Consider the following 26,175-nt stretch of genomic DNA (forward strand, 5'->3'; position numbering starts at 1 on the left):
AGGAGGACGCCATATGTCCGAAGCTCGCGGAAGTCTGTTTCAACAGAACTTGTTACACAGCGGATTCAGCCCTTTTTTCCATGCCTACTATTATAAACAATGGAATGCTTATCAAATGGATTATCATATTCACGATTCGACCGAGATTATGTATTTGATGAGCGGAAGTTGTAGGGTCGACGTGAAAGTCGACGAGCGCGAAGAACATTATCGGTTAAAAAAAGGCGAGTTGATCGTACTGGACGCCAACGTGCCGCATCGATTGATTGTGGAGTCCGGTATGACGTGCCGGATGCTGAACGTCGAGTTTTCTTTTGCTCCGTTATCGTCGGACGAAGAATCTTCGCTGAGTATTCAAAAATTAGCCCATCAAGAATCGGTATTGGAGGAATTTCTATATACGCCTTTCTCAAGTCTGGTATTGCCCGATCCTGAAGAAGTCCTTTATACATTAAAATCGCTCGTACTGGAGTTAGATCGGCAGCATAATAAGTCTAGTATCATGGTGAATTTGTTATTCGCTGAATTATTGCTGCGTCTTGCACGATTGCACCGCGAACAGATTAATCCAAGTCGTCAGCAAGCCCATCATTATATCCGCAAAGCGACCGAATATTTGCACCAAAACTATGACCGAAATATTCGAGTCGAGGATATAGCGTCGGCGGTGAATTTGCATCCGGGATATTTGCACCGTTTGTTTAAACAGCAGACTGGGCGCACGTTAACCGATTATTTGAATCAACTTCGGATCGATAAGGCGAAAATGTTGCTTGCGGGAAGCGTGATTCCGATTGCCGATATTGCGGACTATGTAGGGATTGGTAGCCGCCAATATTTTCATCTGCTTTTTCGAAAATATACACAGTGTACGCCGACCGAATACCGAGCGCGCAATGAAGCAAACTCGTGGGCGAATGATTCGGAACTTTCAGACGAAATAAAAAGTGAGGATTTTTGACACTTTTTCATCCAAAGAGTCACGATATTGATAACGCTTCCCGATTCCCCTTTGGTAAGATGAGAACGTTAAGGTTCAGCACCAGAAAGCATCTACCAGCGGATATAGGGGGAATAGAAGATGGCGTTCAAAGTAGCTTTTATCGGGGCGGGAAGTATCGGATTTACACGAGGGTTGCTGCGCGATCTACTCAGCGTAACGGAGTTTGCCGATATCGATGTATCGTTTATGGATATCGATCAACGGAATTTGGATATGGTGACTGAGCTTTGCCAACGCGATGTGAATGAGAATGGGCTGTCCATTCAGATCCATTCCACGACGGATCGCAGTGAAGCCTTGCAAGGCGCCAAGTACGTATTTTGTACAATCCGCGTGGGCGGGTTAGAAGCTTTTGCTACGGATGTCGATATCCCGCTCAAATACGGCGTCGATCAATGCGTGGGCGATACGTTGTCGGCGGGCGGCATTATGTATGGACAACGCGGAATCGTAGAGATGCTCAATATTTGCCGAGATATTCGTGAACATGCGGCGCCGGATGTACTGCTGCTCAATTATTCGAACCCGATGGCGATGCTGACTTGGGCTTGCAACGTGTATGGCGGCGTGCGTACGATAGGGCTTTGTCACGGCGTACAGCACGGTCATCACCAGATTGCGGAAGTATACGGTTTGGAGAAAAAAGACGTCGATATTATCTGCGCGGGGATCAATCATCAGACGTGGTATATCTCAGCTACGCATGAAGGGCGCGACCTGACCGAAGGATTGCTCGAAGCTTTTGAAAATCACCCGGAATATAGCCGCACAGAAAAAGTTCGGATCGATATGCTGCGCCGATTCGGCTATTACAGCACAGAGTCAAACGGGCACCTCAGCGAATATGTGCCGTGGTATCGGAAACGCAGCGACGAAATCCAAGACTGGATCGATCTGAGCAGCTGGATCAACGGCGAGACCGGAGGATATTTGCGCGTATGCACCGAAGGCCGCAACTGGTTCGAGACTGATTTTCCGAACTGGCTCAAAGACCCGGCGTTCGAATACGGAGCTGAACATCGCGGCGAAGAACACGGTTCGTATATCGTAGAAGGTCTGGAGACCGGGCGCGTATACCGCGGGCATTTCAATACGATTAACGGCGGCGTCATTACGAATCTGCCTGCGGATGCGATTATCGAAGCCCCGGGTTATGTGGATCGCAACGGCATTTCGATGCCAGTCGTCGGTGATTTGCCGCTTGGAGCCGCGGCGGTCTGCAACGTGAGTATTTCGGTGCAGCGTCTAGCCGTCGAAGCAGCCGTACATGGCGACGACAAACTGCTGCGTCAAGCGTTTATGATGGACCCGCTTGTTGGCGCAGTCTGCAATCCGAAAGAAATTTGGCAGATGGTTGACGAGATGTTGGTCGCGGGAGAAGCATGGTTGCCGCAGTATGGCGATGCAATCGCATCAGCGAAAGAACGTCTGAACGCAGGTAATCTGATCCCGACGCGCGAAGGCAATCAAGGGGCGGCACGTCTCAAAGTCAAAACGGTCGAAGAAATGCAGCAAGACCGCGAAGCGGCGAACAAAAATGCGGGAGAATCGGATAAAGGCAAAGACCGCGAGAAAGTACAAGAAGTCTAAAATGGTCACGTCTGCATAGAGATGGATGAAACGAGCATCGTTCGCCTTAAAGCGAGCGGTGTTTTTTTCGATTTTGCGATAAGGATCGGGTACACTTAAAGAAAAGTTACATTTACGTTTTCTGATCGAGTTTGATAGAGAAAGGATCGAATTGAACATCATGAACAAAACGATTGGCATGCTCGCTCACGTAGACGCAGGCAAAACGACGTTCGCCGAGCAATTGCTTTATCATACGAACAGTATTCGAAACCGTGGACGGGTCGATCACCGGGATGCTTTTATGGATAGCCATGAGATTGAAAAAGCACGCGGAATTACGGTATTCGCCGGGCAAGCGGTAATGAGTTACAGGGATTCTATCTATTATATGCTCGATACGCCGGGTCACGTCGATTTTTCTGCCGAGATGGAGCGGGCGCTGCGCACGATGGATTATGCGGTACTGCTACTCAGCGCGGCAGAAGGCGTCGAAGGGCATACGGAGACAGTCTGGCAATTGCTGCGGCGTTACAACGTTCCGACATTCTTTTTTATCAATAAAAGTGACCGGGAAGGTGCCGATGTAGAGCGGGTACAGCATGAGATTCGCAGCCTGCTTACAGAAGATATGATCGATCTAAGTACGCATCTGGAGATCGACGAACTGGGGGACGCTCTAAAATTAAGCGAGACGCTGCAAAACTTTTTGGCGGAACGAAATGAACCTCTGTTAGAAGCTTATTTTGAAGAAAAAGTTACGAATGAGCAGTGGGACGCTGAATTGATTGCGATGATTGCACAGAGCCGTATTTTTCCGTGTCTGCATGGTTCGGCATTGCTTGATATCGGGATTTCCGATTTTTTGCACAAGTTCGATCGGCTTACGACCACGGATTATCCGTTGCAAGAACAAGCGCTTCAGCATTCTTTTGCCGGATATGTGTACAAAATCGGGTACGATGCTAGCGGAACACGGCTGACGTATATCAAAGCGCTGCAAGGTTCGCTCGGGGTACGAGAAACGGTAAGCTACATCAAGCGAAACGAGGAGCAGCAAAATTCGACTGAGGAAAAAGCAACGGCTCTTCGAATCTATAACGGCGAACGGTATACGCAAGTGGAGCGTGTATATGCCGGAGATCTATTTGCCGTTGTAGGCTTGAGTGGCACATATGCCGGCGGTTCAGTGGGTGAAACGATAAATGAACCGCTGCCTTTTGAAATGACGCCGACATTGACCGCTCATGTCTCTTTTCCAAAAGAGCTGCCGGTCAAAGACGTCCTGCATGTTTTTCGTATGCTAGAAGATGAAGATCCGGCGCTAGGTGTGATCTGGGAAGAAGAATTGCAGCAGCTCCATATTCGCGTAATGGGTTCGATTCAGCTTGAAGTGTTGACCGTCGTGTTGAAAGAAAGATTCGGCATCGATGTGGGATTCGGAACACCGGAAATCTTATATCGGGAAACGATTGCTGCGCCGATTGTCGGATATGGTCATTTCGAGCCGCTACGGCATTATGCGGAAGTCCATCTGCATATTCAGCCTGGCGAACGGGGGAGCGGCGTGATTTTTGAAGATCGGTGTCATGCCGACGATCTATCGGTAGGGTATCGGAATCTAGTCGGTCAGCATGTGCATGAACGCGAGCATCATGGGCTGTTGGCAGGAGCGCCGCTGACCGATGTGAAGATGACGCTACTGACAGGACGCGCGCACAATAAGCATACGCATGGCGGCGATTTTCGCGAAGCGACGTACCGGGCGATTAGGCAAGGGCTGGAGAAAGCGGAGAATATTTTGCTAGAACCTTGTTACCGATTTCGGATTCGCGCCGAATTGGAGCATATCGGGCGCATTATGGCAGACGTGCAGCAAGCGCATGGAATATTCGATCCTCCAGAAACGAGCGAGACGCATATGCTATTAACGGGAACGGTACCAGCTTCGACGTTTATGGATTATGCGGCGGAACTGGCTTCTTTTACACGGGGAAAAGGAACGCTGAGTCTGACCTATGGCGGCTATCAGCCTTGTCATAATTCAAGCGAAGTGATCGAACGCCGCGGCTATGACAAAAATGCCGATCCGATGTACACGTCTTCGTCGATCTTTTGCGCCAAAGGCGCGGGGTATTCGGTGCCGTGGGATGAAGCGGAAGCCGCGATGCACCTTGAGCTTCATTCCTAGGATGTTGCAAGCGTCCGCGTTGCGCGTTATCCTTGTAGATATACTTAAATTTATAAGGAATCGAGCGATAAATCGATGATTACACTGAAAAGCGAACGTGAAATTCAGAAGATGGACGAAGCTGGCGATTTGCTCGCCGCTTGTCACAAAGAAATTGCGAAGATGATCAAGCCGGGCGTAACGACGATGGAAATCGATCGTTTTGTCGAAAAGTTCTTGAAGCAACATGGCGCAACACCTGAGCAAAAAGGCTACAACGGTTATGAATATGCAACATGTGCGTCGATCAATGACGAAGTTTGTCACGGTTTTCCGCGTCGTCAACCGCTCAAGACCGGGGATATCGTAACGATCGATATGGTCGTGAACTTGAACGGCGGCTTAGCGGATTCGGCTTGGACGTATGCAGTCGGCGAGATTTCGGAGCAAGATCAGCGCTTGATGGACGTTACGCTTCGCGCACTGGAACTTGGAATCGAGCAAGCCGTGGTCGGTAATCGCTTAGGCGATATCGGGCATGCGATTCAAAGTTATGTGGAAGGCGAAGGATTTTCGGTCGTGCGCGAATTTACGGGGCACGGAATCGGGCCGACGATTCACGAAAAGCCGCAAGTTCTGCATTACGGAGAACCGGGCAAAGGGCAACGACTCAAAGAAGGTATGGTCATTACTATTGAGCCGATGGTGAACGTGGGAGTCTGGCAGACTTCGCGCGATGACAATGGCTGGACAGCGCGTACGCAAGACGGATTGAATTCCGCGCAATATGAGCATACGCTTGCGATTACCAAAGACGGCCCACGAATTTTGACGTCGCAAGATTGAGTCGTTTTTTGCAAAAAGAGGTACGAAAAAAGCACGGGATCCGATGAATATCGGGTTCCGTGCTTTTGATTTATCTTTAACTTTCCTCCATGCCGAGTTGTTGTTTGAGATGAGCGATGACCTGATCCTGGCTAAATTCCTCTTCGTCAGACATTGCATGGGCATACACTAAAGTGCGTCCGTTTACATCAAAGTAATCGGCATGTACATAAAAGTCGTCGCCATTGGCTACTAACGGTCGATCTTCAATCGCGACATAGGCGCTCGCGAAAATATGTTTCTCCGTATAACTTTTCTCGCCCCAATTTTTGACGATCGGCAGATAAACGGAAGCAAATTCGCCGTCTTGCGGATTTTCCAAAATCGAGACAATCGGATCATGTTCCCAGACGCCTAGGCCTTTACCGTCTAAAACAACAATCCCCATTCGTTCTTCATTGGCAAGCAACATGAGTTTGGTCGGATGCTCGGCATCGGTCGAATATCCTTCGTCCACGATCGTATCATCGGGATGAAACCCGTATGTTCGCAGATTCGAAGAAATATTGAAAATAAAGAAGTAAGAAAAGAGCAGGGCGGCAATCGCAACAACTAGAGTGAGCTCAACGCTGCGGCGTACTCTCATGTGATCCCTCCTTTGTATGTTGGGGCAACCTACAAATTAAGCAAAAAGCCCCTCCCTTTTATTGTAAAGGTCAGCAGTACAAAAGACCAGAAATTTCGCGATTTTCGGCGAAAAAAAGCCGCTTAACGGGAAAATTAACCGTTAGCAGCTTTTTTTGCGTTATTATGGCCCTAAAAGAACTTTTTTAGCGAAAATTTAACCTTATTTATGCATATGTCCAAAGTTAGATACTACCTGCACTGCCGTCTGTTGGTTTACCGCCTACGCCGGAAGTACGCATCGAATCTTGAACATCCGATTTTACGTCACGAGCCGCAGATACCGTATCTTCTTTCAATTCTTTGACTGCGCCCAGTGTTTCTTTGACAACTCCGGTCACTTCTTGGCTTTTTTCAACCAAAGCATGTCCATGTTCATTGATCGTTGGGCCGCTAGCACGTAGCGATTCTACAGCGTCCATTACCGTCAGGCGAATTTGCTCTCCTTTTTGCGTAGAGACGAGTACCGCTGTTCCGGCACCGATCAAAGCACCAGCCGCTGCTCCAATAACCGCAGTTGAAACAAAAGATTTATCCATAATTAAAACGCTCCCTTCGATTATGTTCTCTGCTCGTTATTACCCCAAGAAGAGCGGTTGTAACAAGAACTCTACATCGACCTTTTTACTTTTTACAAAAATCGCGATTTTTGAAAACCGCTGCTTAACATTTCATTGGTATCGTTGTACCGGACTGGATACGGTTTCCAGAATACAGATCGGGGAGCGGATTATGCTTAAAACTTACACACGTACACTGTTTGTCGTTCTAGCTTTTGTTTTATTATTAAGCGTAATGTCTCCGGCTTTATCGATGCGGTACGCATCTGCTGAAAATGAAGAACTTTCGACCAATGTGGCATCGCAAATCAGCAAAGTCACAGCAACGTTCCACGGAAATACGCAAACATCGAAAGGCTTCACTTGGCATACGCCATCTGACGTAACGAATACCGACGTAGAAGTCATTGAACAAGGTACAGCCGACTTTTCGGAAGCACTTAAATTCAAAGGGGAAAGCTACACTTCTACGAACTCCAATCTGGAAACGGTACATAAAGCAGTTGTAACGGGGCTGAAGCCAGGTCACGTTTATCAATATCGCGTTGGTGATGCTGAGCTTAACGTATGGAGTGCGGTCGGTACATTCCAAACCGATGATGGCAATCCATCGTTTACTTTCGTCGACCTTGCAGACACGCAAGCGAAAGAAGAAAGCGAAGCGATGTTATCCGCCCAAACGCTGCAAAAAGCGCTCCAAACCGTTCCGAATGCTGAATTTATCGTACATAACGGCGATATCGTAGATACAGGAACGAAAGAATCGCAATGGGATTGGCTGCTTGGTCATTCGCAAAATAGCCTGTTGCAGACGACGATTGTTCCGTCCGCAGGTAATCACGAAGACGAAAACTATGCGTTTATCGATCATTTTAACTTGGATACGCCGGAAGGTTCGGCAACCGAGACCGGAGCTTATTACTCGTACGATTACGGTAACGCTCACTTTATCGTATTAAACTCGAACGAAGATTCGGAGCAATACGCGAACTTCTCGGTCGATCAGGTGGAATGGATGAAAAAAGATGTCCAAACTGCAAAAGCAGCAGGGGCAGAATGGATTTTGGTCAATATTCATAAAGGGCCTTATACCACATCCAATCATGCGACAGACTCCGATATTATGGGTCCAAACGGGGTTCGTAACCAAATCGCTCCGCTGATGGCAGAGCTTCAAATCGATTTTGTTATGCAAGGGCACGATCATATCTATGCACGTACGAAGCCTATTAAAAGCGACGGCACGGCGGGGCAAGCGACTGTAATCAAAGAAGTCGTCGATGGGCAAACGGTTGAATACACAGTAAATCCAGACGGCAGTATCTATCTGATTCCTGCTACGGCTGGAGCGAAAGTGTATTACAAAAATGCAAAACCTGCACTCGGCGATGCTTATTACGCACTGTTTGAACGCGCTGAAGAAAATCACGCGGCTGAATATGGTCCAGATCCATCGAATAATACTCGCCCTGTACGCGGACAAGTTCAGAACTTTGTTGCGATCACGATTGACGGCGGTCGTATGACGGCAACGACGTATGAGATCGATCAAAATAAAAATGATGCAACACCGTTTGTAATCGATCGATTCGGAATCATCAAAAAAACCGAGTCGCCGGGTGGAAATGTACCGACGGTTCCTTCGGAACCATCGAACCCAGCGCCGACGACTCCGGCACCGACGTTCCCGGTTCCGTCTTCACCGGAACCATCTGTACCGGCGCCGTCGCCAACGCCTAACGTGCCGACGCCGGCTACTCCGGTTCCAAGCAATCCGGTTCCGGCGCCTACGAACCCAACGCCTGCACCGACAGACAACGGAAGCACGCCGCAACCTGCGCTGACGGACATCGCTGGGCATTGGGCGGAATCGGCAGTACGCCGAGCGCTGTCGGCTGGATTCGTTACGGGTTATGCTAACGGCGATTTCCGCCCGGAAGCAAAAGTCACTCGCGCTGAATTCGTTACGATGATCGTTCGCGCGCTTGATTTGCCCGTCGATCTTGGCACGTCATCGTCGTTCAAAGATCAAAATCGTCTCGGCACTTGGGCAGCGCCTTCTGTCGTTGCCGCTCTTGAAGCCGGGCTGATTAATGGCTATGCCGACGGCACTTTCCGTCCAAGCACCGTGATGACTCGCGCTGAATTGACGGCTACAATCGCACGCGCAGCCAAGCTGCCGATCGATCCTGCGGCGAAGTTGTCTTTCGCGGATGCGAACGACATCCCGAAATGGGCAGTTCCATATATCGCGGCGGCTCAAAAAGCCGGTCTTGCGAGCGGTACAGGCAATAGTCGTTTTGCTCCGAATCAACAAGCGACGCGCGCCGAAGCGGTAAGCATGATTTTGGCAATGGTGAACAACGGATAAACGTTTACTAGCTAACCACCAACATGATTCAATCAAGACCTCATTTTCGTAATTATGAAAATGGGGTCTTTAATTTGTTATGCTACATATACCGAACTATGCAGATTATCTGAAGGAGCTATCCTATGAATATTCAGTATCAGGATCAAACGATTTCTTTTCATGTCGAATACGCCAAACGCAAAAAAATTCATATCCATATCGAACCGAATGGCTTAATTACGGTAAAAGCGCCGAACGGAACGACTGACGAACATATTATTCAGGCCGTTACCGGGCAAGGGGATTGGATTTTGAAAAGTCTGGCGCAGCAACAAAAAGCACGTCAAGCTCCAAAACCGAAAGAGTACCGCGAAGGTAGCGAAGGCGATTTTCTGCATCTAGGTCGCCGCTGTCGTCTGGACGAATTGATTCACACCGAAGGGAGAACCGAAGAACAATTACGCGTCGATCTGAAAAAGTTTTATTTTGCTAGCTGCAAAAAAGTCGTCCATGAACGGATCGCCGCTTATGCCAAACAACTCAAAGTCGAGCCGAAATCGATCGAAATTATGGAATCGACCACCAAGTGGGGGAGTTGCGATTCGAAAAAACGACTCAACTTCAACTATCTACTGGCGATGGCACCCGTGCCTTTGATCGATTACGTCATCGTGCATGAACTTTGCCATATCCATCATATGAATCACGATCGCTCATTTTGGCGCAAATTGGGCAGTATCATGCCGGATTACAAAGAACGCGAACAACAATTGAATCGATATGGTAGTTTTATGGTGATGTAAAAAAGGATTTAACAGAGTTATGACCGAATTTTAACCTTAAAATGACAATGCACATGCGTACTGTCACTTTCGATCTTCCAGAGTTTGTTATACTGGCGGCGAACGAGGAGGTTAAACAAATGAACAAATATCATCGCTTTTTTATACATGTAGGTTGGTTAACTTCTTTGGTCGTTGCCGGAGGGCTGATTGCAGGAAGCACTTGGGACGATCAAATGACGGAGCCTAGCTCACCGCCTTTATCTATAGCTCCTTCTAATATCGCTTATGATCTACAAATCGATTCAACGAATTCTTTACAGAATCAGAAGCAAGTTTCCACTACACCTTTCAAACCTTCGCAAGAAATTTATTTGGACAATGGATGGACGGGGTGGAAAATAGAATCGAAAATCGATACGGATGATGAAGTTCAGAATATCCTGTACCGAACAGAAGATGCCGGAGCGACATGGATAAAGCTTGGCGATTCGGGCACAAAGACATTTCCGTCTGGAATAGTCGGAGCGATTCGTCTGGTGAATGAGCAGCAAGGTTGGATTGCGATTGATAACGACCAACCGGGCGAGCCGAATATTTATTCGACACAAGATGGAGGAGTCAGTTGGAGCGTTGCGGAGATGAAGATTCCTGCTGACTTTCGGCAAGCTAGATTTGAACCGAAAACTCCGATTTTATTCGATGGAACACAACTAGGGATCTATATCGCACAGACTGGATATGCAGCCGATAGGCACGACGTCAACCCTCTTTTGTTTTATGTGACAGCCGATGGGGGAAAAACTTGGTCAGATCCGCTTCAGAGCGAAAATGGCGAATGGAACGGTCTAGTATGGAAAACAAAGCGAATGGCTGATGGTGTCGGACGAAATTGGTCGATTACGATTGATGGACGTACCTGGACATTTGAACGCAATGGTTCGGTGAATAAGGAATAATCGAAAAAGTAAAAAGAATCCCTCCCAAATGGTTAGATAGCGGGTAAAATAACGGTAAGAAGAAGGGAAGTTGGCTTAGCCGAACCTAACCTTCGAAACTGTTATCCACTAGCCGATAGGGAGGGATTTTTGATGTGGAGAGTATTTTTCGGACCGAAGCAAAAAAAGCAGCCCAAGCGCCATATACCAACCCCAGAAGAAGTCGAAGAAATGTGGTTTCGCTACTTCTATGAAACGCATCCGAGACTTGAATTGAAAGAATGGGCACGCAGATTGCATATTTTTCGGTTTTGTCGTGCCAATGCGGATCAGACGGGAGACCGGGATCGCTTGATGGCGGCTTTTCGCGTGAACTCGTTGCAAGAACTGGAGCAGATCTGCGCTGAACTAGGCATTACGCTGGAACATTTGCCGGAAGTCGATGAAGCAACAGCGGCTGCCGACGGATTCCGTATTCCGAACTATATTCATTTGCGTCAGCCCGGTCATCTCAAGTTGTTCGGATTGCCTGCACATGTCTGGGTACGCCGCGAACGTCTGCTCATTACGATCTCGGATGCAGATAAGCCTTTCGATGTCACGCCGAGCACCATCAAAGCAGTCGAAAAAATCGAACGTAAACTTTTAGAACTGGGTCTGACCGAAAAAGTCGTCGATCCTCCGCTCAATGACAAACATTGTTTGGCGCCGAAATTTTATCCTGAATATTTCAACTGAGTTTCGGTTTTCTCTTTCTTCTCTTTCTGTAGCGTGCTAAAATACATCAGTTGTCTATAGAGAGAGTACCAAGAATTTAGGGGGAGAAAGAGCGCATGACACTTGCACCACGTATGTATGCCACGATTCAACATTTGTTTATGAAAGGCATTATTGAGACGGTTGAACTTCGCGAACAGCCAGAGAGTGAAGACGAAGGAAAACGGACTTACCTGCTGACTGCCGATGGCAAACCGAAATATACGCTTCGTATGGACGCACCGGAAGAAGTCGCGATGACGGAGCAGTTGTATAAATCGTACTCGGAAAGCCCGTTGTTGCCGAAAATGTTATATGCCGATCCGGTCAAAGGATATTGGGTTCAACCTTATATGAACGGAGAAACAGGCGAAATATTTGAACATCGAGGTTCGAAAAAAGTCTGGTTACCTCTGCTTGTCAGCGAGTTGCTGAATAAATATGAAGCGGACGAAGCCGGAGGCAAATGGGGACGGTTAACCGAACCTTGTTCGTCTTGGAGCGAATTCAACGAGCATGAATTGTCTAAAGCGCGCGAAAATCTGGAAGGGTTACAACCTGCCGAAGATTGCGAACGTGTTGCGTTACTGCTTGAGCCTCTAGCTCACACCGGAGATAAGTTCTTGTTGCATGGCAATATGGATGCGAGAAGTTTTGTTTTCCAAGAGCAAGAACTGGTGAACATTCTTGAATCCAAGCCGACAGCGGGACCGGTATTGTATGAGTTGGTACAAGCTTTCTGCTCGACGCCGGACGATCTTTCGCTCGAAGTGCTATTCGAAGCCTACGGGATGCTAGAACACAAAGCTGTGGATCAAGAGCGTTTGGTACAAGAAGCGTTGCTGCGCCTTTACTGCCAGATGGGCGTATGCGCCGCTGAAAAACGCAGCGAGTTAAGCGAGTATATGGCGGCTTGGCAATTTTGGCGGATGCTGTTGCCCGAAGCGTAATGCGTCGAAGATTTAATTTAGGTATCGAAAAAAGAAAATAAGCAAAGCGTTGGCTAAATTATAGCTAGCGCTTTTTTTGCGTTGACAAAATAAACATTCACGATTAATATCTAATTTAACGAATGACTAATTAGATATATGTTGAATTTGATAAAGGGGGTTAAATGATGCCGCAGGAGCAAGATCACAAACAAAAAGATTCGATCATCCGTAATTTTTTTGATGCCGAAGGATGCTTGAAAAGTATTCCGTCTCAATTGAAAAAGAAGCTGATTATACTGGAGCATTTGGTGGATCAACTAGACATGGATAGAGTGTATGAAGAAAAAGAAATCAACGAATTTATTCGGCGCTATCATGCGGATTTTGCCACGATTCGGCGGGAGTTTATTGTGCAAGGATTCATGACGAGAGAGAACGAAAAATATATTCGTCATCCATTGTCGAAAGCGCGTCGTTGGGAAGAACTATCTTGATTTGAAAGGAGTGCACAGCCTATGCAATTAGAAAAATTAGTCGCCTACCATAAAGCATTAGCCGATCCTACGCGTATACGTATGTTGATCTTGCTCAGCGAAGGTGAGCTGAATGGGCAGACGCTAGCGCAGCGCCTTAGCGTCACGCCTGCTACGATTACGCATCATGCGACAAAGCTCCGTGCAGCGAGTTTAATTCAAGAGCGGCGGGATAAAAATACGATTTATTTTTCGCTTGACGATTATTTTATTCGCACAAGCGGTTCGGCGACAGCGGATCTGATTTATCGGCGTACGGCTGAAGGTAGTGCGGGAGAAGTCGATCCGACGATCAGAGAGAAACGGGAAAAATTACGCGTCTCTGTATTAAAAAACTTTTTTACCACAGAAGGCCGCCTGAAAAGTATCCCGGCGCAGCTTAAGAAAAAGTTGATTGTGTTAGAAGAGTTGGTACAACGACTGGAACGAGGACGCAAATACGAAGAAAAAGAAATCAATACGTTTATTCAAACGTTCCACGAAGATTTCGCTACCTTGCGCCGCGAATTTATTATGCACCAGTACATGTTCCGCGAAAACAACATCTACGAGCTGAATCCGCCAGAACTTTGGCAGCGTTGGGAGACGTTGAAGTAAAAAAGCTGCCGGAAAAGTCCGACAGCTTTTGCATGATCGATTTACCGCTTGTCTTTCGGCACCGAAGTTGCCCACATGATCCACCAGATGAATAGCGGCTGAACAAGCAAGCGAAGCCACAAGTAAATCGGCGACGTGTAATGTTGACCCGGCATCGGAATATTCATGATTGCCGAGTAAATGTTCGCCGGGAAAACCGCGATCAGGAAGATCGAAATGATAATGCCCATCTTTTTGCGAATCGGCGGCACGAATAATAGAATCGCCAATATCCATTCGGCAACGCCAGAGATCCAGATGATCCATTTACGCAGTGGCACAAAATCAGGCAGCATTGCGGCAAAGCCGATCGTTTCTTGAAAATGATAAATTCCTGCTGCTATGAAAAGTAAAGCGAACAAGATCCGTCCAATCGTACGCGGGACGGTAGTGGGGGGATTACGGTCGGTCACGGCGTTCATCTCCTCATTGATGTAATCAGAGCTGTAATGGAAACTACCGTTTATTACCCGACTGAAGTTTGATGTACGCGCAAAATTATCTATAAAAAGGTATTTTGTATGAGTCTATCCAATTAGGTTTTCAGGATTCAATCCAGCTAAAGAATCGATGACAAATTTTCCGTCTTGGCTGATCAGCACATCGTCAAAATAAATCTCGCCACCGCCAAATTCTTTTTTCAAAAGCAAAACAAGATCCCAATGGATATCGGAACGGTTATCGTTGTCTGCATTTTCGTAGGCTTGACCCAGTGCGATATGCAGACTTCCGTTGATCTTCTCGTCAAAGCCAATATCATTCATGACCCGATTGATCGTCGGATGGGTACCGATTGCAAATTCTCCGATAAATCTAGCGCCTGCATCGGTATCTAGCAGCTCATTGAGCTTGATATTGTTGTCGCTACGGCAGTCAACGATCTTCCCTTGTTCAAACGTAAACGATACATTGTTAAAGTTTTGACCGAGATAAGAAGCGCGTGTGTTAAAAGCAATCGTGCCTTCTACCGAGTCGCGTACCGGCGCCGTATAGACTTCGCCGTCCGGCAAATTGACTTTACCGTCGCATTTGATTGCAGGCATATTTTGAATCGAAAAACGTAGATCGGTACCCGGCGCAACGATTCGCACACGTTCCGTTTTCGTCATGAGTTCTGTGAGCGGGTTCATTGCTTCCGACATTCGGCTGTAATCCATGGTGCAGGTATCGTATAAGAATTGCGTGTAGCTTTCGGTGCTCATCTCCGCCAATTGCGCGTAGGCTTTCGTCGGATAATTGAATAAAATCCATTTTTTCTTCGTTTGTTCTTCATTCACGGGGCGATACCATTTACGGTAGCTGTCACGCTTTTCAGCGGGTACGTCCGCATATTCCGAAATATTGTTTTCTCCTAAAATTAAGACGACAGCATCCATTTGCTTCATTTGTTCTAGTTTCATTTGAGCATCTAATCGGAATTGTTCTTCCGTACCGCTCAGCATCATGCGACGGTTCACCGCATAATCGCCATAATCGAGAAACGCGTAACCGCCTGCTGCATGGATTTCATCGATAAAAGGAGCCAACACATCGGCATTGTGAATATCCAGCGCACGAATTAAGACTTTTTCCCCAGGTTGAACACTTGCTGAATAATGAACAACAGTGCGAGCCAGTTGACGCAAACGCGGATCGGTCATGATTAAATTCCCCCTAAACATCTCATTCTTCGTTTTATCATAAAGTAAAACAGCAAACTTGTCTGTTAGCAAAAAAAGCCGCTCGAAATCCTTGATTTCCAAGGGTTCGAACGACTGCATAGAGAGCTTGCCGATTAAGGCGTAGGCTGTCCGGTCACGTTTGAAGCATTTTTTGTAACCGTATAGTTCAATGTATCTCCGCTCCAGAAGTAGAACGTTAATTTTACGGTTTCGCCGTCTCTAAGCGTATCTAGCAAAGCCGGTCGCAAAGTGATCGTACCCTTGTCGTAATCCGGGCTGAATGTCGATTCGAATTCTTTGAACGACGTCCAATCGTTAGGTCCTGCATTACCGCCTGACACATATACCGCTTCCATCGTCGCAAGCTTATCTCCGTTCCAAGTCACCGGAATAGTGAAGTCGGCATGCGTGCCTGCTGCGGCTTGAAGGACAGGCGTCTGATGAACGGTCACATAAAAGTTCCAATCTGGGCCTTTAGTAAATCCTGCGGTGATCACGCTATTGGTGCCCAATTTACCCGAAGACGTCAATTTTTTCAGCGTTGCGGCTGGCATCGTAAGGGTCTCGCCGTTTAACGTATAATCTTTGTTTTTCGTCAATCGCTTGCCGTCCGCTTTGAGAGAAGTGAGCTTATTGCCGTTCAGTTGAAGTTTTACGGCTTGATCTTGAATGGCTTCACCTTGTCTCAACTGAATCAGATCCGATTCCGCTACGGAAGAACGTTGTTTTTGACCAGAACGAATGATTTCATAGAGTTCCGGATCAGACCATGTGTACGCAGTACGGTTAAAATGCTGCCCGTTGTCCCACCACATCGTGGTCATCTGTTTTTGTTTGGCATAATACGTGAGGAATTCGAAAAACTTGAGCTTCTCGCCTTGCTCGATCGTATTGATATTTTTGTCGAAGCCGAGTAGCCCATATTCACCGAGAATGACCGGGATACCGCGAGCGGTGAACGTATCGTACACACGGTCGAAAGTCGTCACGAGATCGTTTCGCGTTGTCTCATCAAAAGTCGTCGTTCCCGCAATATTCACGCTAAAAGGCCAGTATCCATAGTAGTGGACGGTTGCAATCAGGTTTTTATCAGCTTTCAATTGGTCGAATGTTTGGTATAGCTCAGTCATACGCTCTTGGCTGGGCGAAGATTCAAGAGTAGGCAACACCAGCGGACGATCTACGTTTTTGCCGCCCGAGCTGCGTACGATTTTATGGAAAGACAAGTTTAATTCATCCAGTAAATCTTGCGCGACTGCTTCGTCTGTCGTTCCGCCATCGGTGAAGCGAGGTTCGTTCACGCTTTCAAAAGAAAGTTTGTGCGACTCGTTTTTGAATTTGTTCGCGATTTGTGTCCAGACTGCATTGTACCTAGCTAACGTCTCATCATGATTGTTTTCCATTTTGCTGATCCAGACCCACGAATCGTGATGTACGTTGATCAGCACATACAAATTCTCGGAACGTGCCCAACCGACCACTTCTGCGACGCGGTCCAAATAAGCCGGATCGATTTTGTAATCGGGAGCGGGTCCAATATGATTGTCCCATGTGACCGGAATCCGAATACTTTTGAATCCTTGCCGGGAAATTTGCTTGATTACCTCCCGCGTCACGCGCGGATTGCCCCAAGCCGTCTCGTCTGCACCGACAGAATCGAGCGTGTTCCCTAGGTTCCAACCCGGCTGCATCTGATCGACGTATTTCTGCATCTTGCTTTTCGGAGCGGGCTTGGCGGCGTTAGCGGTTCCTGTACTTAAAGGCGAGATGACCGTCAAAAGCACAGCAGCGAGCAGCAAAGCAAAAGCCGATTTTAAACGTTTCTTAACCATGTAAGCCTCCTTGGTATGTAGAAAATTTTAGCAGACAAACTTTTTTTGTAACCGCTTTATTATTACCCTGGCGAAGGTTAGATGAATATAAAACGTTATCGAAACAATACGGAAGATTTGAAAAAGCGTTGAACTCAATTTCACTGAGTTCAACGCTTTTTCTATGGCCTCATTACATTCTAAACCGCTTCATGTTCTACGCCGTCTTTACTCCACAGCTCTCTAAAATATTCGCTACGCTCCAATAACTCTTCAAAACTCCCTTGATCGATCAGTTGACCGCCGCGCATCAGCAAGATCAGATCTACTTGTCGAATGGCATGTAGACGGTGAGCGACGATGATTAGCGTGCGATCGCGGAAGGTCTCAAGCACGGTCTCCATTAACTGCCGTTCGCTGATATTGTCGAGTGCCGATACCGGCTCGTCGAGGACGATCAGATCGCGGCTTTGAGCCAACATTCTAGCGAATGCCAAGCGCTGCTTTTCGCCGCCGGATAGCTTAAGCCCGCGTTCGCCGACTTGCGTATCCAGACCTTCCGGTAAACTGCGTACTTTCGATTCCAATAGCGCGAGACGCAGAATATCATACAGCTCTGAGTCGTCTTTGACTTCGTCAAAGATCAGATTACCGCGCAGTGTATCGTCGAAGATCGGCGCATCTTGCGAAATATAAGAAAGATGCTGATACAGACTATCCAATTGCAGCTCGTCGATTTCGGTTCCATCGATGGTCAAACGACCGGAATCTTTTTTAAGCAAGCCAAGCAAAAGTTTAACAATTGTCGATTTTCCGCTACCGCTTAGTCCGACAATCGCAGTCGAAGAACTAGCCGGCAGTGAAAACGAAACTTGTTTGAGCAAAGGCTGATCTTTCTCATAACCAAATGATACATCCTCAAATACAATCTTCCCTTGGAGCTGATTCACTTGCATGCCTTGCTCCAAGTTACGGTCAGAAGGTGCATTTAATCCTTTTTCAAAGCGACGGTACGTGAGCGCATCTAATTTGTAATCGATATAGATCACATTGAATATCGCAATTGGCGAGTAGACTTTGTCGATCAGCAGCAGTAGAGCAAGCGTTACTCCGAGCGTAGAACGTCCGGCTACAATGTCTGTGATACCAACCGCAAGTACCACGATTTTGACTCCAATGATCAACAGTTCAAATAGCGCAAAAAAGGACTCATGGATCAACCGAATCTGCACGTTTTGATGTACGATCTGATTCGCGGTTCCGGTAAGTTTGTCGATTTCTTTTGAATATCTGCGATTTAAACGAAATACAACAAGCTCCATAAAGCCGCGAACCGAATAGCGGGAGAGCTTTTCTTGATGAGCAAGTAACGATTCTTTGATCGAATACAAAAATCGTAGCAGCAGCCGAGTCATCAGAAATACAACGATATAGCCGCCTGCAATGACCCACATGATCGTGGAGCTGTAAAATCCGATAAATACTAGGCTGAATAATAAGGTAGGTAGTAGTTCGGCGAAAATCCGCAAATAAAAGTTGTAGACGATGCCGGATCCGGCGCGTGCACCGTTCTCGATGACTTGAATCCATTCGCCTGTTCCGATATGGCTGTACGCTTGGTAATCCATCCGAGAGATTTTGCCTAGCGCCAGCAATTTGAGACGTTCTGTGATGCTTTTAGGAAGAGAGGTTTCCGGAGAGACCATGACGTAATTCAAAATAGCGCAACCTGCAAGAGCCAGTCCATATCCGATTAGCAATCCGGTAAGCTCGTTGATCCCCGAAGAAAAAGGAATGGCATCCAATAGACGCTGAAACGTATGAATGCCGTAAGCACTCAATAATTGCAAAGAAAAGCCCAACACAATATAGAAGAAAATGATTTTTTTATAAGGAGAAATCGAAGATTTTAACATGACAAATCCGCCTTTCGAAAATAGGTACGCGCAGTTAAGCGCAGCAAAAAGAGAATGCTTCCGCCGATGTGAAATTAAAGTGAATATGATCCAGAAGGCAGACTGCCCCCTTGATAGCCGGTACGCGTTTAAATCCGGCCCGAAATTCACTTACTCACAATCGTGTGGCGGAACATTCTCCTATTCACCCCGTTTCGAAAAGTTACATTTACTATAGCAAACGAGAGAGTGTAAAAAAAGAATTAAATTATTTTTAGAAACATGCAACTAAATCAGCAACTTGTCCGTCTAATAGATAACAGAAGATGATCGGAAAATATAAAACCCGTTCCCCGGCTCATGCGCCGAAAGGAACGGGTAAATGGAAAGGTCTAGTTTGCAATTGATAATTAGATGCTAGTCATTTGACCGAATGTCCATTCGCTAGTTACACGCTTCGCTGTGACATAACGGTTCGCCCAATACGAATTGGACAGACTTGCAATACTAACGCCTTTGCTGCTCGACGAATTGGCGAATTTGCCATTACCTACATAAAATCCTACGTGAGAAATACCGCGCCCCGTTGTGTTGAAGAACACAAGGTCCCCGACGCGAAGATTCGACTTTGCTACTGTTGTCCCCTGTTGTGCTTGACTAGCAGCGGTACGTGCGAGAGTAACCCCGAACTTTTTGAAGATGTACCGAGTGAATCCGGAACAATCAAAGCCTGCTGTAGTTGTGCCGCCATACTTATAAGGAGTTCCCGAAACTTGACTAACTGCTGAATTGATTGATGTAGAGCTGGCAGCATATGTGCTTGTTGCTCCAGATGTTAATACGATTGCTGCACCCAATACTGAAATCACGAGCTTCTTCAAAAATTTTTCCCCCTGATGCCTACGGAGTTAGCTAAGGGTTCGGTGGAAGGATTTTCCCTATATTCCCTCTGAGACAAGAATAATTCACCCGACATGGTTCCCCCGTTTTCTTGCAAAAAGAAATTCGGCAGTTATTAAGATTTTGTAACTATTGATACTTTAACTTATTGCCTGCTATTTTGTCAAACCTCGGTTTAAAGTTTCTTCTACCGCATGATTATAACAGTCCAAAAATGAAACACAAGTGACAAATTTGTAATAAACGCTAGGAAAAACGTCTGATTTTGTTACAATTGACGAAAATGAATTCAAATTTTGCCCATATTCTACAACTGATGTATGATAGGCTTATTCAAGCGGATGGCTAAGTTCTATCAAACTTTGTTACAAAGAAACCTTTTATGTTTTCGGCAGATCGACACGATTTGCAAAGAGGTTTTTCAAATAAAATTAGATTGGATATCAAATCCTTTCTCTAAGATTTGCGGATTTAACGTTACAAGATGCAGGATTCGAGCCTGGGAGGGCAGGGCGATGAACAGCAAAGAAATTCAAACAGAAATGGAACGTCAACGCATTATTCTTCATCAATTGGCGGATGAGTTCGGTTTTTTGGATGAACGTGTTTTGATGCAATCGCAAAAGCTGGACGAATGGTTGAATGAGTACGAGCGACATAAAAATCCGTAGACCCTATTTTGCGTGCTTCTATATAGAAGCATGCTTTTTTTATTTTTCAGGGTATACTCATGTATAGAATGAAAAAGAGCAGGAGGAATCCATATGGCTTTAGAAATCGAACGTAAATTTTTGCTGGATCGGACTCCGGATGAATTAATTGCCGAAGGCATATTTAATCGTCATTTGCAGCAGCGGATTGATCAAACGTATCTGGCACTCGATGAACAGCAAGAAGTTCGCGTACGTCGTCTGGTAGATACCGATACAGGCAAAGTCGAATATACGCATACGTTCAAGCAAGGCAACGGGATGAGCCGAGAAGAAATCGAATATTCCATTACAGAAAGTATTTACGAGCAGTTATTTAATGCTTCTGGCGCCGTGCCGTTAACCAAGACGCGTACAACTGGCGAATGGAATGGCTTGACGGTGGAATTGGATCATTACGATCAGCTCAATCTCACCGTTGCGGAAGTCGAATTCGATTCGATGGAAGCTGCCGAAGCTTTTGCTCCGCCGCCGTGGTTTGGCGAAGATATTAGTTCTCAGCGTCAGTATAGTAACAAGAAAGTATGGAAAGACCTGCAAAAGCAGCACGGAAAATAAAGAACGCTTATCGATTCGTCGCTGTAACTACAATCCTGTGATACACTAGGCAAGACGAATCATTAGAAAGAACATGTCTATAGAAAGAGGTGAGGATCATCGCAGTTCAAATTCATATCCAACACACGCCGAATCCGAACGCGGTTCGGATCGGAGCAGATGCGGTACTTTTCGAAGGTCCAAAAAGTACATCGGTGAAAGCAGGAGAAGAGACTGACCACGAACTCGCTGCAGTGCTTGTTACGATCGACGGCGTCGATAACATTTTCGGTATGCGTGATTTTGTAACGGTGACTAAACTTCCGGATGCAAGTTGGGACGATATTCTTCCACAGGTGGAAGAAGCGTTCAGCCAAGTCTACGCTTAAATTCGAAAGCGCTCCTTATAGGAGCGCTTTCGTTTTTTTAAATCCTGTATATTTTCCGATTAAGGTTGCAAGCATCGGTTATTACTATATATGAAGCAAAGTCAGCAGTAAGGCAAAAAGAAAGTAGGTATCACGTTGCGCATCAACAAATATGTGAGTGAAACAGGCTTTTGTTCTCGCAGAGCGACAGATCGGTTGATCCGTGAACAGCGTATTACGATCAATGGCGAAATTTGCGTAGCCGGAGCAGAAGTGGAGCCGGGAGACCTTGTTCAGATCGATGGACAAAATCTTCCTCCCAAAGAAGCGTCGGTATACCTAGCGCTTCACAAACCGAGAGGCATCGTGTGCACGCATGCCGAAGATGTAAAAGATAATATAGCGGATTACATGAATTATCCGGTGCGCATTTTTCCGATCGGTCGTCTGGACAAAGATTCGGAAGGATTGATTTTGCTGACGAACGACGGAAGTATCGTCAATCGAATGATGCGCGCCGAACACGGTCATGAAAAAGAATACGTCGTAACGGTAAATAAAGAAGTCACGGAAGAATTTTTGCAGCAAATGGCGGAGGGCGTCGAGATTTTGGATACCGTGACGCTGCCTTGCCGAACGTACCTGATTTCACCCGATCGTTTCGGTATTGTACTGACGCAAGGGATGAATCGCCAAATTCGCCGTATGTGCAAAGCTCTTGGATATCGTGTCACTAGACTTCGCCGGGAACGCATCATGAATATCGAATTGAGCGATCTACCCCTTGGGCAATGGCGCAATCTAACGGATCAGGAATTACAAGATTTGCTACAATTGCTGACCGAAAAAACCGAGTTAGTAAGATAAGCCGCCGCAAACCGCGTAATCCGTGGTAAAGTGGTGCAAAAGGCTACAACTGACTTAGAAGATAATCTATCTAATAGAAGCGAAGGAGCTGCTTTCCATGTTCGAATTCGACCAAATACCGTTTGCCGCAGAGTTTGCGGAAAATCCTGAGCCGAGATGTCCTTGTATTTTGCTACTCGATACGTCTTACTCCATGAGCGGACATCCGATCGAAGAGTTGAATCGTGGACTTTCTTCGTTCAAAGAAGAATTGATGACCGACAGTATGTCTGTGAAAAGAATTGAACTTGCAGTCGTTAGTTTTGGACCGGTGCAAGCCACTTCTGATTTCGGTACACCCGATGACTTCTATCCGCCAAGACTTACGGCGAGCGGCAATACCCCGATGGGAGCCGCGATTGAAAAAGCAGTCGCGATGCTGGAAGACCGCAAAAATGTATACAAGCAAAACGGGATTTCGTATTATCGTCCGTGGATCTTCCTGATTACTGACGGTGCGCCTACCGATGATTGGCAGCGTGCAGCTGCACTTGTGCGTGAAGGCGAAGCCAATAAATCGTTTATGTTTTTCGCAGTGGGAGTCGAAAGTGCCGATATGAATGTACTGAGTCAGATTGCGACGCGTACTCCGCTTAAGCTCAAAGGATTACGTTTCTCCGATCTGTTCTCTTGGTTGTCGAACTCGTTAAACTCTGTATCGCATTCGACGCCCGGCGATCAGATTCGGTTAGAAAATCCAGCTACGCCAGAAGGATGGGCATTGATCTGATGTGGAAGTACAGCAACGCTTCGGTCACAGGCACGTCGCACGCGAAAAAGGATACGGGATGTCAAGATTATTCGTTGTGCCGAACCTTGACCGATCCAGAAGGAACAGAAGTGCTGCTTGCCGCGGCTTCGGACGGAGCGGGTAGTGCTTCGTATTCGGATATCGGTTCCGGGCTTGCTTGTTCCACGTTTGCCGAAGCGGTAGAGCAGCATTTAAAAGACGGAGGCAAAGTCGAGACGTTGACTCGGCAATTTTGCGAAGATTGGCTGAGCCGTTTTCAACGTGCTATTCGCGCTAAAGCAGCTAAAATGAATTCGCGTTCGCGTGAGTTCGCCTGCACGTTTTTGGCAGTTGTAGTCAGCGGGGAAACTTCGGTTTTTCTACAAATCGGAGACGGTGCGATCGTACATTCAGAAAAGGAGGACGCGTATATGTGGGAATTTTGGCCGCAGCAAGGCGAATATGAAAATACAACGTATTTTGCTACGCAAAAAAGCGCAAAAACTTTTTTGCAGCACCAGATGTATGTCGATCGCTCTTTTGAAGAAGTGGCGGTCTTCACCGATGGGTTGCAACGTTTGGCTTTGCATTATCAGACGAAAACCGCATACGCTCCTTTTTTTCGTCCGTTTTTCTCTGTGCTGCGCCGCTTGGAAACGGAGCATGACGACCGTTATGACGAATCGCTGCATGCTTTTTTGAATTCCAATCGTGTGAATGAGCGGACAGATGACGATAAAACGTTAATTCTGGCAACTCGAATGACGCAAAAGGAAGAGTTGTCATGAAACGGGCGGCGCGTATCGTAAATGGGAGCGGCGTAGAAGTTCGTTTTGGTCAAGAGCTGGGTCGAGGCGGAGAAGGATCTGTATTTGCGATTGAAGGTCATTCCGACTTGGTCGCAAAGGTATACCATAAGCCGCTGTCCAAAGACAAACAAAGCAAGATCGAAGCGATGGTCAGACTTAAAACGGAGCAGTTGTTGCGTTTTACCGTCTGGCCGGTCGATGTGCTACGCGATGCAACGCGCCATGTGATTGGATTTGTCATGCCATGCTTGAAAGGGCAAGAGATTCATAAGCTTTACGGACCCAAAACGCGGCTCACCGAATTTCCGCAAGCCGGTTATTCGTTTTTGGTACATACTGCTGCTAATCTGGCTCGTGCTTTTGCAGCTGTACATGAAGCCGGGCATGTCGTAGGCGATATTAATCACAGTAATTTCTATGTCACCGATCAAGCGACTATATTGATGCTGGATTGCGACAGTTTTCAAATTCAATCCGGCTCGACTCGCTTTGGATGCGATGTCGGCATTCCGATGTATATGCCGCCTGAACTTCAAGGCGTGACGTCGTTCCGTGATATGGTTCGCAGCCGCAATCATGATAATTTTGGTTTAGCCGTCTTTATTTTTATGCTGCTTTTTATGGGACGTCATCCTTTTGCCGGTAAATATTCGGGTGCTGGGGATATGCCGATCGAACGTGCGATACGCGAATTTCGATTCGCTTACGGGGCGACAGCGCGTACGAAGCAGATGGAGCCGCCGCCAAGCGCTTTGCCGATCCAAGTGTTACCGGCAAATGTACGAAACTTGTTCGAACGTGCTTTTGCCCAAGAGTCTATGACGCGCAGACCGGATGCGCAAGAATGGATCACCGCCCTGCAAGAAATGAGTGCAACGCTCGTTACATGTACACGCAACCCTGCGCATCAATATCCAAGTCAATCTTCGGCTTGTCCGTGGTGTGCGATGGAATCGGCTACCGGCGGATTATTGTTTCGCTCCGCCGATCCGGCGCGCCGAACTTCTTCGCAACATGGAGCATCCCATCATACGTCGTCGGCGCACGGCAATCACCGCGTTGCTGGATTTCAATTATTTCAGGTTTGGACACAAATTCAGCGTGTACCTACGCCTACACCGGCTCGAACGCTTCCTGAACCGGCTACTCTGGCTTCGCAACCTTCGGCGCAAGTCGCTGCTTATTTGAGAAAAAGAAAATGGCGTGGTGCTTTATCGGTAATCTCTCTAGTCTCCGCAGTCGGAATTTATTTCTGGTTGCCGGGATTTTGGATGATTACAGCCGGAAGTTTTGTAGGGTTTAATCTGTTGCTGTGGCTTGCTGGATTCGGACGCCGTTCGCTACGCGACACGCGCAGCGAAGAGCGTGATCGGTTGCGAGAAAAATGGAACGACGTTTCTCGCCGATACGCAGAAGCATGCCGTTCCACAGCGTTCACCAAAAAGCTTCAAGAACTGGAGCAGGCGAAGCAAGATTATATGAGTCTGGAAAGCTTCAAAGCCAAAGAGTTAAAACGACTTGAGAAAAAGCAGCGCAGCGGACAAATCCAAGCTTATTTACGGCGCCATCGGATCGAACAAGCTCAGCTTGACGGAATAGGGCCAGGACGCAAAGCATCGCTTGCGCTATTTGGGATCGAAACGGCGTTGGAAGTTGACCCTAAGCGTCTGGCTAGAGTCCCGGGATTCGGACCTGCGAATACGCGTATGCTGCTCGCATGGCGGGATCGCATTGAGCGTCGCTTCGTATTTGATCCTACATTGAGTCGGATTCCGCAGACCGAGATTTTAGCGGTAGAGCGCGCGGTCGAAGCCCGAACCCGAGAACTAGAGCGTAAGTTGAGTCTGGGAGAATCGGAATTGACCCGGTTGTCGCTCGGTATCCGTTCGCGCCAAGAAACAGCGTTGCGCGAAGCCGGCGAAGCCGCGCAAGCTTTGGCACAAGCCGAACTCGACGTGCATATTTTATAAACAAAACAGAACTTTCAAAAAATGCAAAATCGGCGATCTATCTAGGTTGTCATGATTTTGCATTTTTGAATTTTAATTTCTACGTATTTTGCTATCGCATATTGAAAGAAGTTACAGTATACTAAATTGGAATGCTC

25 protein-coding genes and 1 riboswitch are annotated in these 26,175 nt (G+C 46.9%); of the genes, 18 read left to right on the forward strand and 7 right to left on the reverse strand.

Annotated elements, in window-relative coordinates:
• Positions 1–13: 13 nt before the first annotated feature.
• The 4 genes from NOM90_RS06015 (at position 14) to map (ending at position 5,588) form a co-directional block, all read left to right on the forward strand.
• Complete coding sequence (locus tag NOM90_RS06015; protein WP_255940696.1) at positions 14–961, forward strand: AraC family transcriptional regulator; 948 nt, start codon at positions 14–16, stop codon at positions 959–961.
• A 120-nt stretch (positions 962–1,081) separates the two neighbouring features.
• Positions 1,082–2,593 (forward strand): alpha-glucosidase/alpha-galactosidase, encoded by a 1,512-nt coding sequence (melA, locus tag NOM90_RS06020; RefSeq protein ID WP_255940697.1) that lies wholly within the window; start codon positions 1,082–1,084, stop codon positions 2,591–2,593.
• Between the two features lie 160 nt (positions 2,594–2,753).
• Positions 2,754–4,763, forward strand: coding sequence for a GTP-binding protein (locus NOM90_RS06025; protein WP_255940698.1), 2,010 nt, complete (start codon positions 2,754–2,756; stop codon positions 4,761–4,763).
• 75 nt (positions 4,764–4,838) lie between these two features.
• On the forward strand, positions 4,839–5,588 hold the full coding sequence (gene map, locus NOM90_RS06030; protein WP_255940700.1) for a type I methionyl aminopeptidase: 750 nt from the start codon (positions 4,839–4,841) through the stop codon (positions 5,586–5,588).
• Positions 5,589–5,664: 76 nt separating this feature from the next.
• On the opposite strand, the gene NOM90_RS06035 is transcribed toward map, so the two are convergent.
• Both NOM90_RS06035 and NOM90_RS06040 read right to left on the reverse strand, forming a co-directional pair.
• Positions 5,665–6,213: a hypothetical protein gene (locus NOM90_RS06035; protein WP_255940701.1), complete on the reverse strand. Its 549-nt coding sequence runs from the start codon at positions 6,211–6,213 to the stop codon at positions 5,665–5,667.
• 223 nt (positions 6,214–6,436) lie between these two features.
• Complete coding sequence (locus NOM90_RS06040; protein WP_255940702.1) at positions 6,437–6,790, reverse strand: YtxH domain-containing protein; 354 nt, start codon at positions 6,788–6,790, stop codon at positions 6,437–6,439.
• 193 nt (positions 6,791–6,983) lie between these two features.
• On the opposite strand from NOM90_RS06040, the gene NOM90_RS19215 reads away from it, so the two are divergent.
• The 7 genes from NOM90_RS19215 (at position 6,984) to NOM90_RS06085 (ending at position 13,702) form a co-directional block, all read left to right on the forward strand.
• On the forward strand, positions 6,984–9,182 hold the full coding sequence (locus NOM90_RS19215; RefSeq protein ID WP_305120938.1) for an S-layer homology domain-containing protein: 2,199 nt from the start codon (positions 6,984–6,986) through the stop codon (positions 9,180–9,182).
• A 125-nt stretch (positions 9,183–9,307) separates the two neighbouring features.
• The gene (locus NOM90_RS06060) at positions 9,308–9,967 is read left to right on the forward strand and encodes a M48 family metallopeptidase (RefSeq protein WP_255940703.1); all 660 of its coding nucleotides are present in this window, start codon (positions 9,308–9,310) and stop codon (positions 9,965–9,967) included.
• Between the two features lie 119 nt (positions 9,968–10,086).
• A complete protein-coding gene (locus NOM90_RS06065; RefSeq protein WP_255940705.1) occupies positions 10,087–10,905 on the forward strand; it encodes a WD40/YVTN/BNR-like repeat-containing protein in 819 nt (272 codons plus the stop codon).
• Positions 10,906–11,037: 132 nt separating this feature from the next.
• Positions 11,038–11,622 carry a hypothetical protein gene (locus tag NOM90_RS06070; protein ID WP_255940707.1) on the forward strand — a complete coding sequence of 195 codons (585 nt, stop codon included), beginning with the start codon at positions 11,038–11,040 and terminating at the stop codon, positions 11,620–11,622.
• 95 nt (positions 11,623–11,717) lie between these two features.
• On the forward strand, positions 11,718–12,590 hold the full coding sequence (locus NOM90_RS06075; RefSeq protein WP_255940709.1) for a hypothetical protein: 873 nt from the start codon (positions 11,718–11,720) through the stop codon (positions 12,588–12,590).
• Between the two features lie 167 nt (positions 12,591–12,757).
• Positions 12,758–13,066, forward strand: a complete 309-nt coding sequence (locus tag NOM90_RS06080) for a DUF2087 domain-containing protein (RefSeq protein ID WP_255940711.1) — start codon at positions 12,758–12,760, stop codon at positions 13,064–13,066.
• Positions 13,067–13,087: 21 nt separating this feature from the next.
• Positions 13,088–13,702: a DUF2087 domain-containing protein gene (locus tag NOM90_RS06085; protein ID WP_255940712.1), complete on the forward strand. Its 615-nt coding sequence runs from the start codon at positions 13,088–13,090 to the stop codon at positions 13,700–13,702.
• Positions 13,703–13,743: 41 nt separating this feature from the next.
• On the opposite strand, the gene NOM90_RS06090 is transcribed toward NOM90_RS06085, so the two are convergent.
• The 5 genes from NOM90_RS06090 to NOM90_RS06110 form a co-directional block, all read right to left on the reverse strand.
• Positions 13,744–14,154, reverse strand: a complete 411-nt coding sequence (locus NOM90_RS06090; protein WP_255940714.1) for a DoxX family protein — start codon at positions 14,152–14,154, stop codon at positions 13,744–13,746.
• A gap of 114 nt (positions 14,155–14,268) precedes the next feature.
• Entirely contained in the window at positions 14,269–15,381 is a 1,113-nt protein-coding gene (locus NOM90_RS06095; protein ID WP_255940716.1) for an aminopeptidase, read from the reverse strand.
• Positions 15,382–15,515: 134 nt separating this feature from the next.
• Entirely contained in the window at positions 15,516–17,234 is a 1,719-nt protein-coding gene (locus tag NOM90_RS06100; RefSeq protein ID WP_255940718.1) for a cellulase family glycosylhydrolase, read from the reverse strand.
• A 179-nt stretch (positions 17,235–17,413) separates the two neighbouring features.
• A complete protein-coding gene (locus tag NOM90_RS06105) occupies positions 17,414–19,129 on the reverse strand; it encodes an ABC transporter ATP-binding protein (RefSeq protein ID WP_255940719.1) in 1,716 nt (571 codons plus the stop codon).
• A gap of 389 nt (positions 19,130–19,518) precedes the next feature.
• Positions 19,519–19,989, reverse strand: a complete 471-nt coding sequence (locus tag NOM90_RS06110) for a C40 family peptidase (protein ID WP_255940720.1) — start codon at positions 19,987–19,989, stop codon at positions 19,519–19,521.
• A gap of 1 nt (position 19,990) precedes the next feature.
• Positions 19,991–20,129, reverse strand: a riboswitch (cyclic di-AMP (ydaO/yuaA leader).
• Positions 20,130–20,523: 394 nt separating this feature from the next.
• Between NOM90_RS06110 and NOM90_RS06115 the strand changes: the two genes are divergently transcribed.
• The 7 genes from NOM90_RS06115 (at position 20,524) to NOM90_RS06145 (ending at position 26,038) form a co-directional block, all read left to right on the forward strand.
• On the forward strand, positions 20,524–20,679 hold the full coding sequence (locus NOM90_RS06115; RefSeq protein ID WP_255940721.1) for an aspartyl-phosphate phosphatase Spo0E family protein: 156 nt from the start codon (positions 20,524–20,526) through the stop codon (positions 20,677–20,679).
• A 93-nt stretch (positions 20,680–20,772) separates the two neighbouring features.
• Positions 20,773–21,276: a CYTH domain-containing protein gene (locus NOM90_RS06120; RefSeq protein WP_255940722.1), complete on the forward strand. Its 504-nt coding sequence runs from the start codon at positions 20,773–20,775 to the stop codon at positions 21,274–21,276.
• Between the two features lie 89 nt (positions 21,277–21,365).
• Positions 21,366–21,644 (forward strand): NifU N-terminal domain-containing protein, encoded by a 279-nt coding sequence (locus NOM90_RS06125; RefSeq protein ID WP_370866574.1) that lies wholly within the window; start codon positions 21,366–21,368, stop codon positions 21,642–21,644.
• 135 nt (positions 21,645–21,779) lie between these two features.
• Positions 21,780–22,490 (forward strand): pseudouridine synthase, encoded by a 711-nt coding sequence (locus NOM90_RS06130; protein WP_255940723.1) that lies wholly within the window; start codon positions 21,780–21,782, stop codon positions 22,488–22,490.
• 97 nt (positions 22,491–22,587) lie between these two features.
• Positions 22,588–23,259 (forward strand): vWA domain-containing protein, encoded by a 672-nt coding sequence (locus NOM90_RS06135; RefSeq protein ID WP_255940724.1) that lies wholly within the window; start codon positions 22,588–22,590, stop codon positions 23,257–23,259.
• Positions 23,259–24,047 (forward strand): PP2C family serine/threonine-protein phosphatase, encoded by a 789-nt coding sequence (locus NOM90_RS06140; RefSeq protein WP_255940725.1) that lies wholly within the window; start codon positions 23,259–23,261, stop codon positions 24,045–24,047. The genes NOM90_RS06135 and NOM90_RS06140 overlap by 1 nt, the downstream gene beginning before the upstream one ends.
• Positions 24,044–26,038 carry a protein kinase domain-containing protein gene (locus NOM90_RS06145; protein ID WP_255940726.1) on the forward strand — a complete coding sequence of 665 codons (1,995 nt, stop codon included), beginning with the start codon at positions 24,044–24,046 and terminating at the stop codon, positions 26,036–26,038. Before NOM90_RS06140 ends, NOM90_RS06145 begins: the two co-directional genes overlap by 4 nt.
• The last annotated feature ends 137 nt before the right edge of the window (positions 26,039–26,175 follow it).

This window comes from Saccharibacillus sp. JS10 (assembly GCF_024436065.1).
Lineage (GTDB): Bacteria > Bacillota > Bacilli > Paenibacillales > Paenibacillaceae > Saccharibacillus.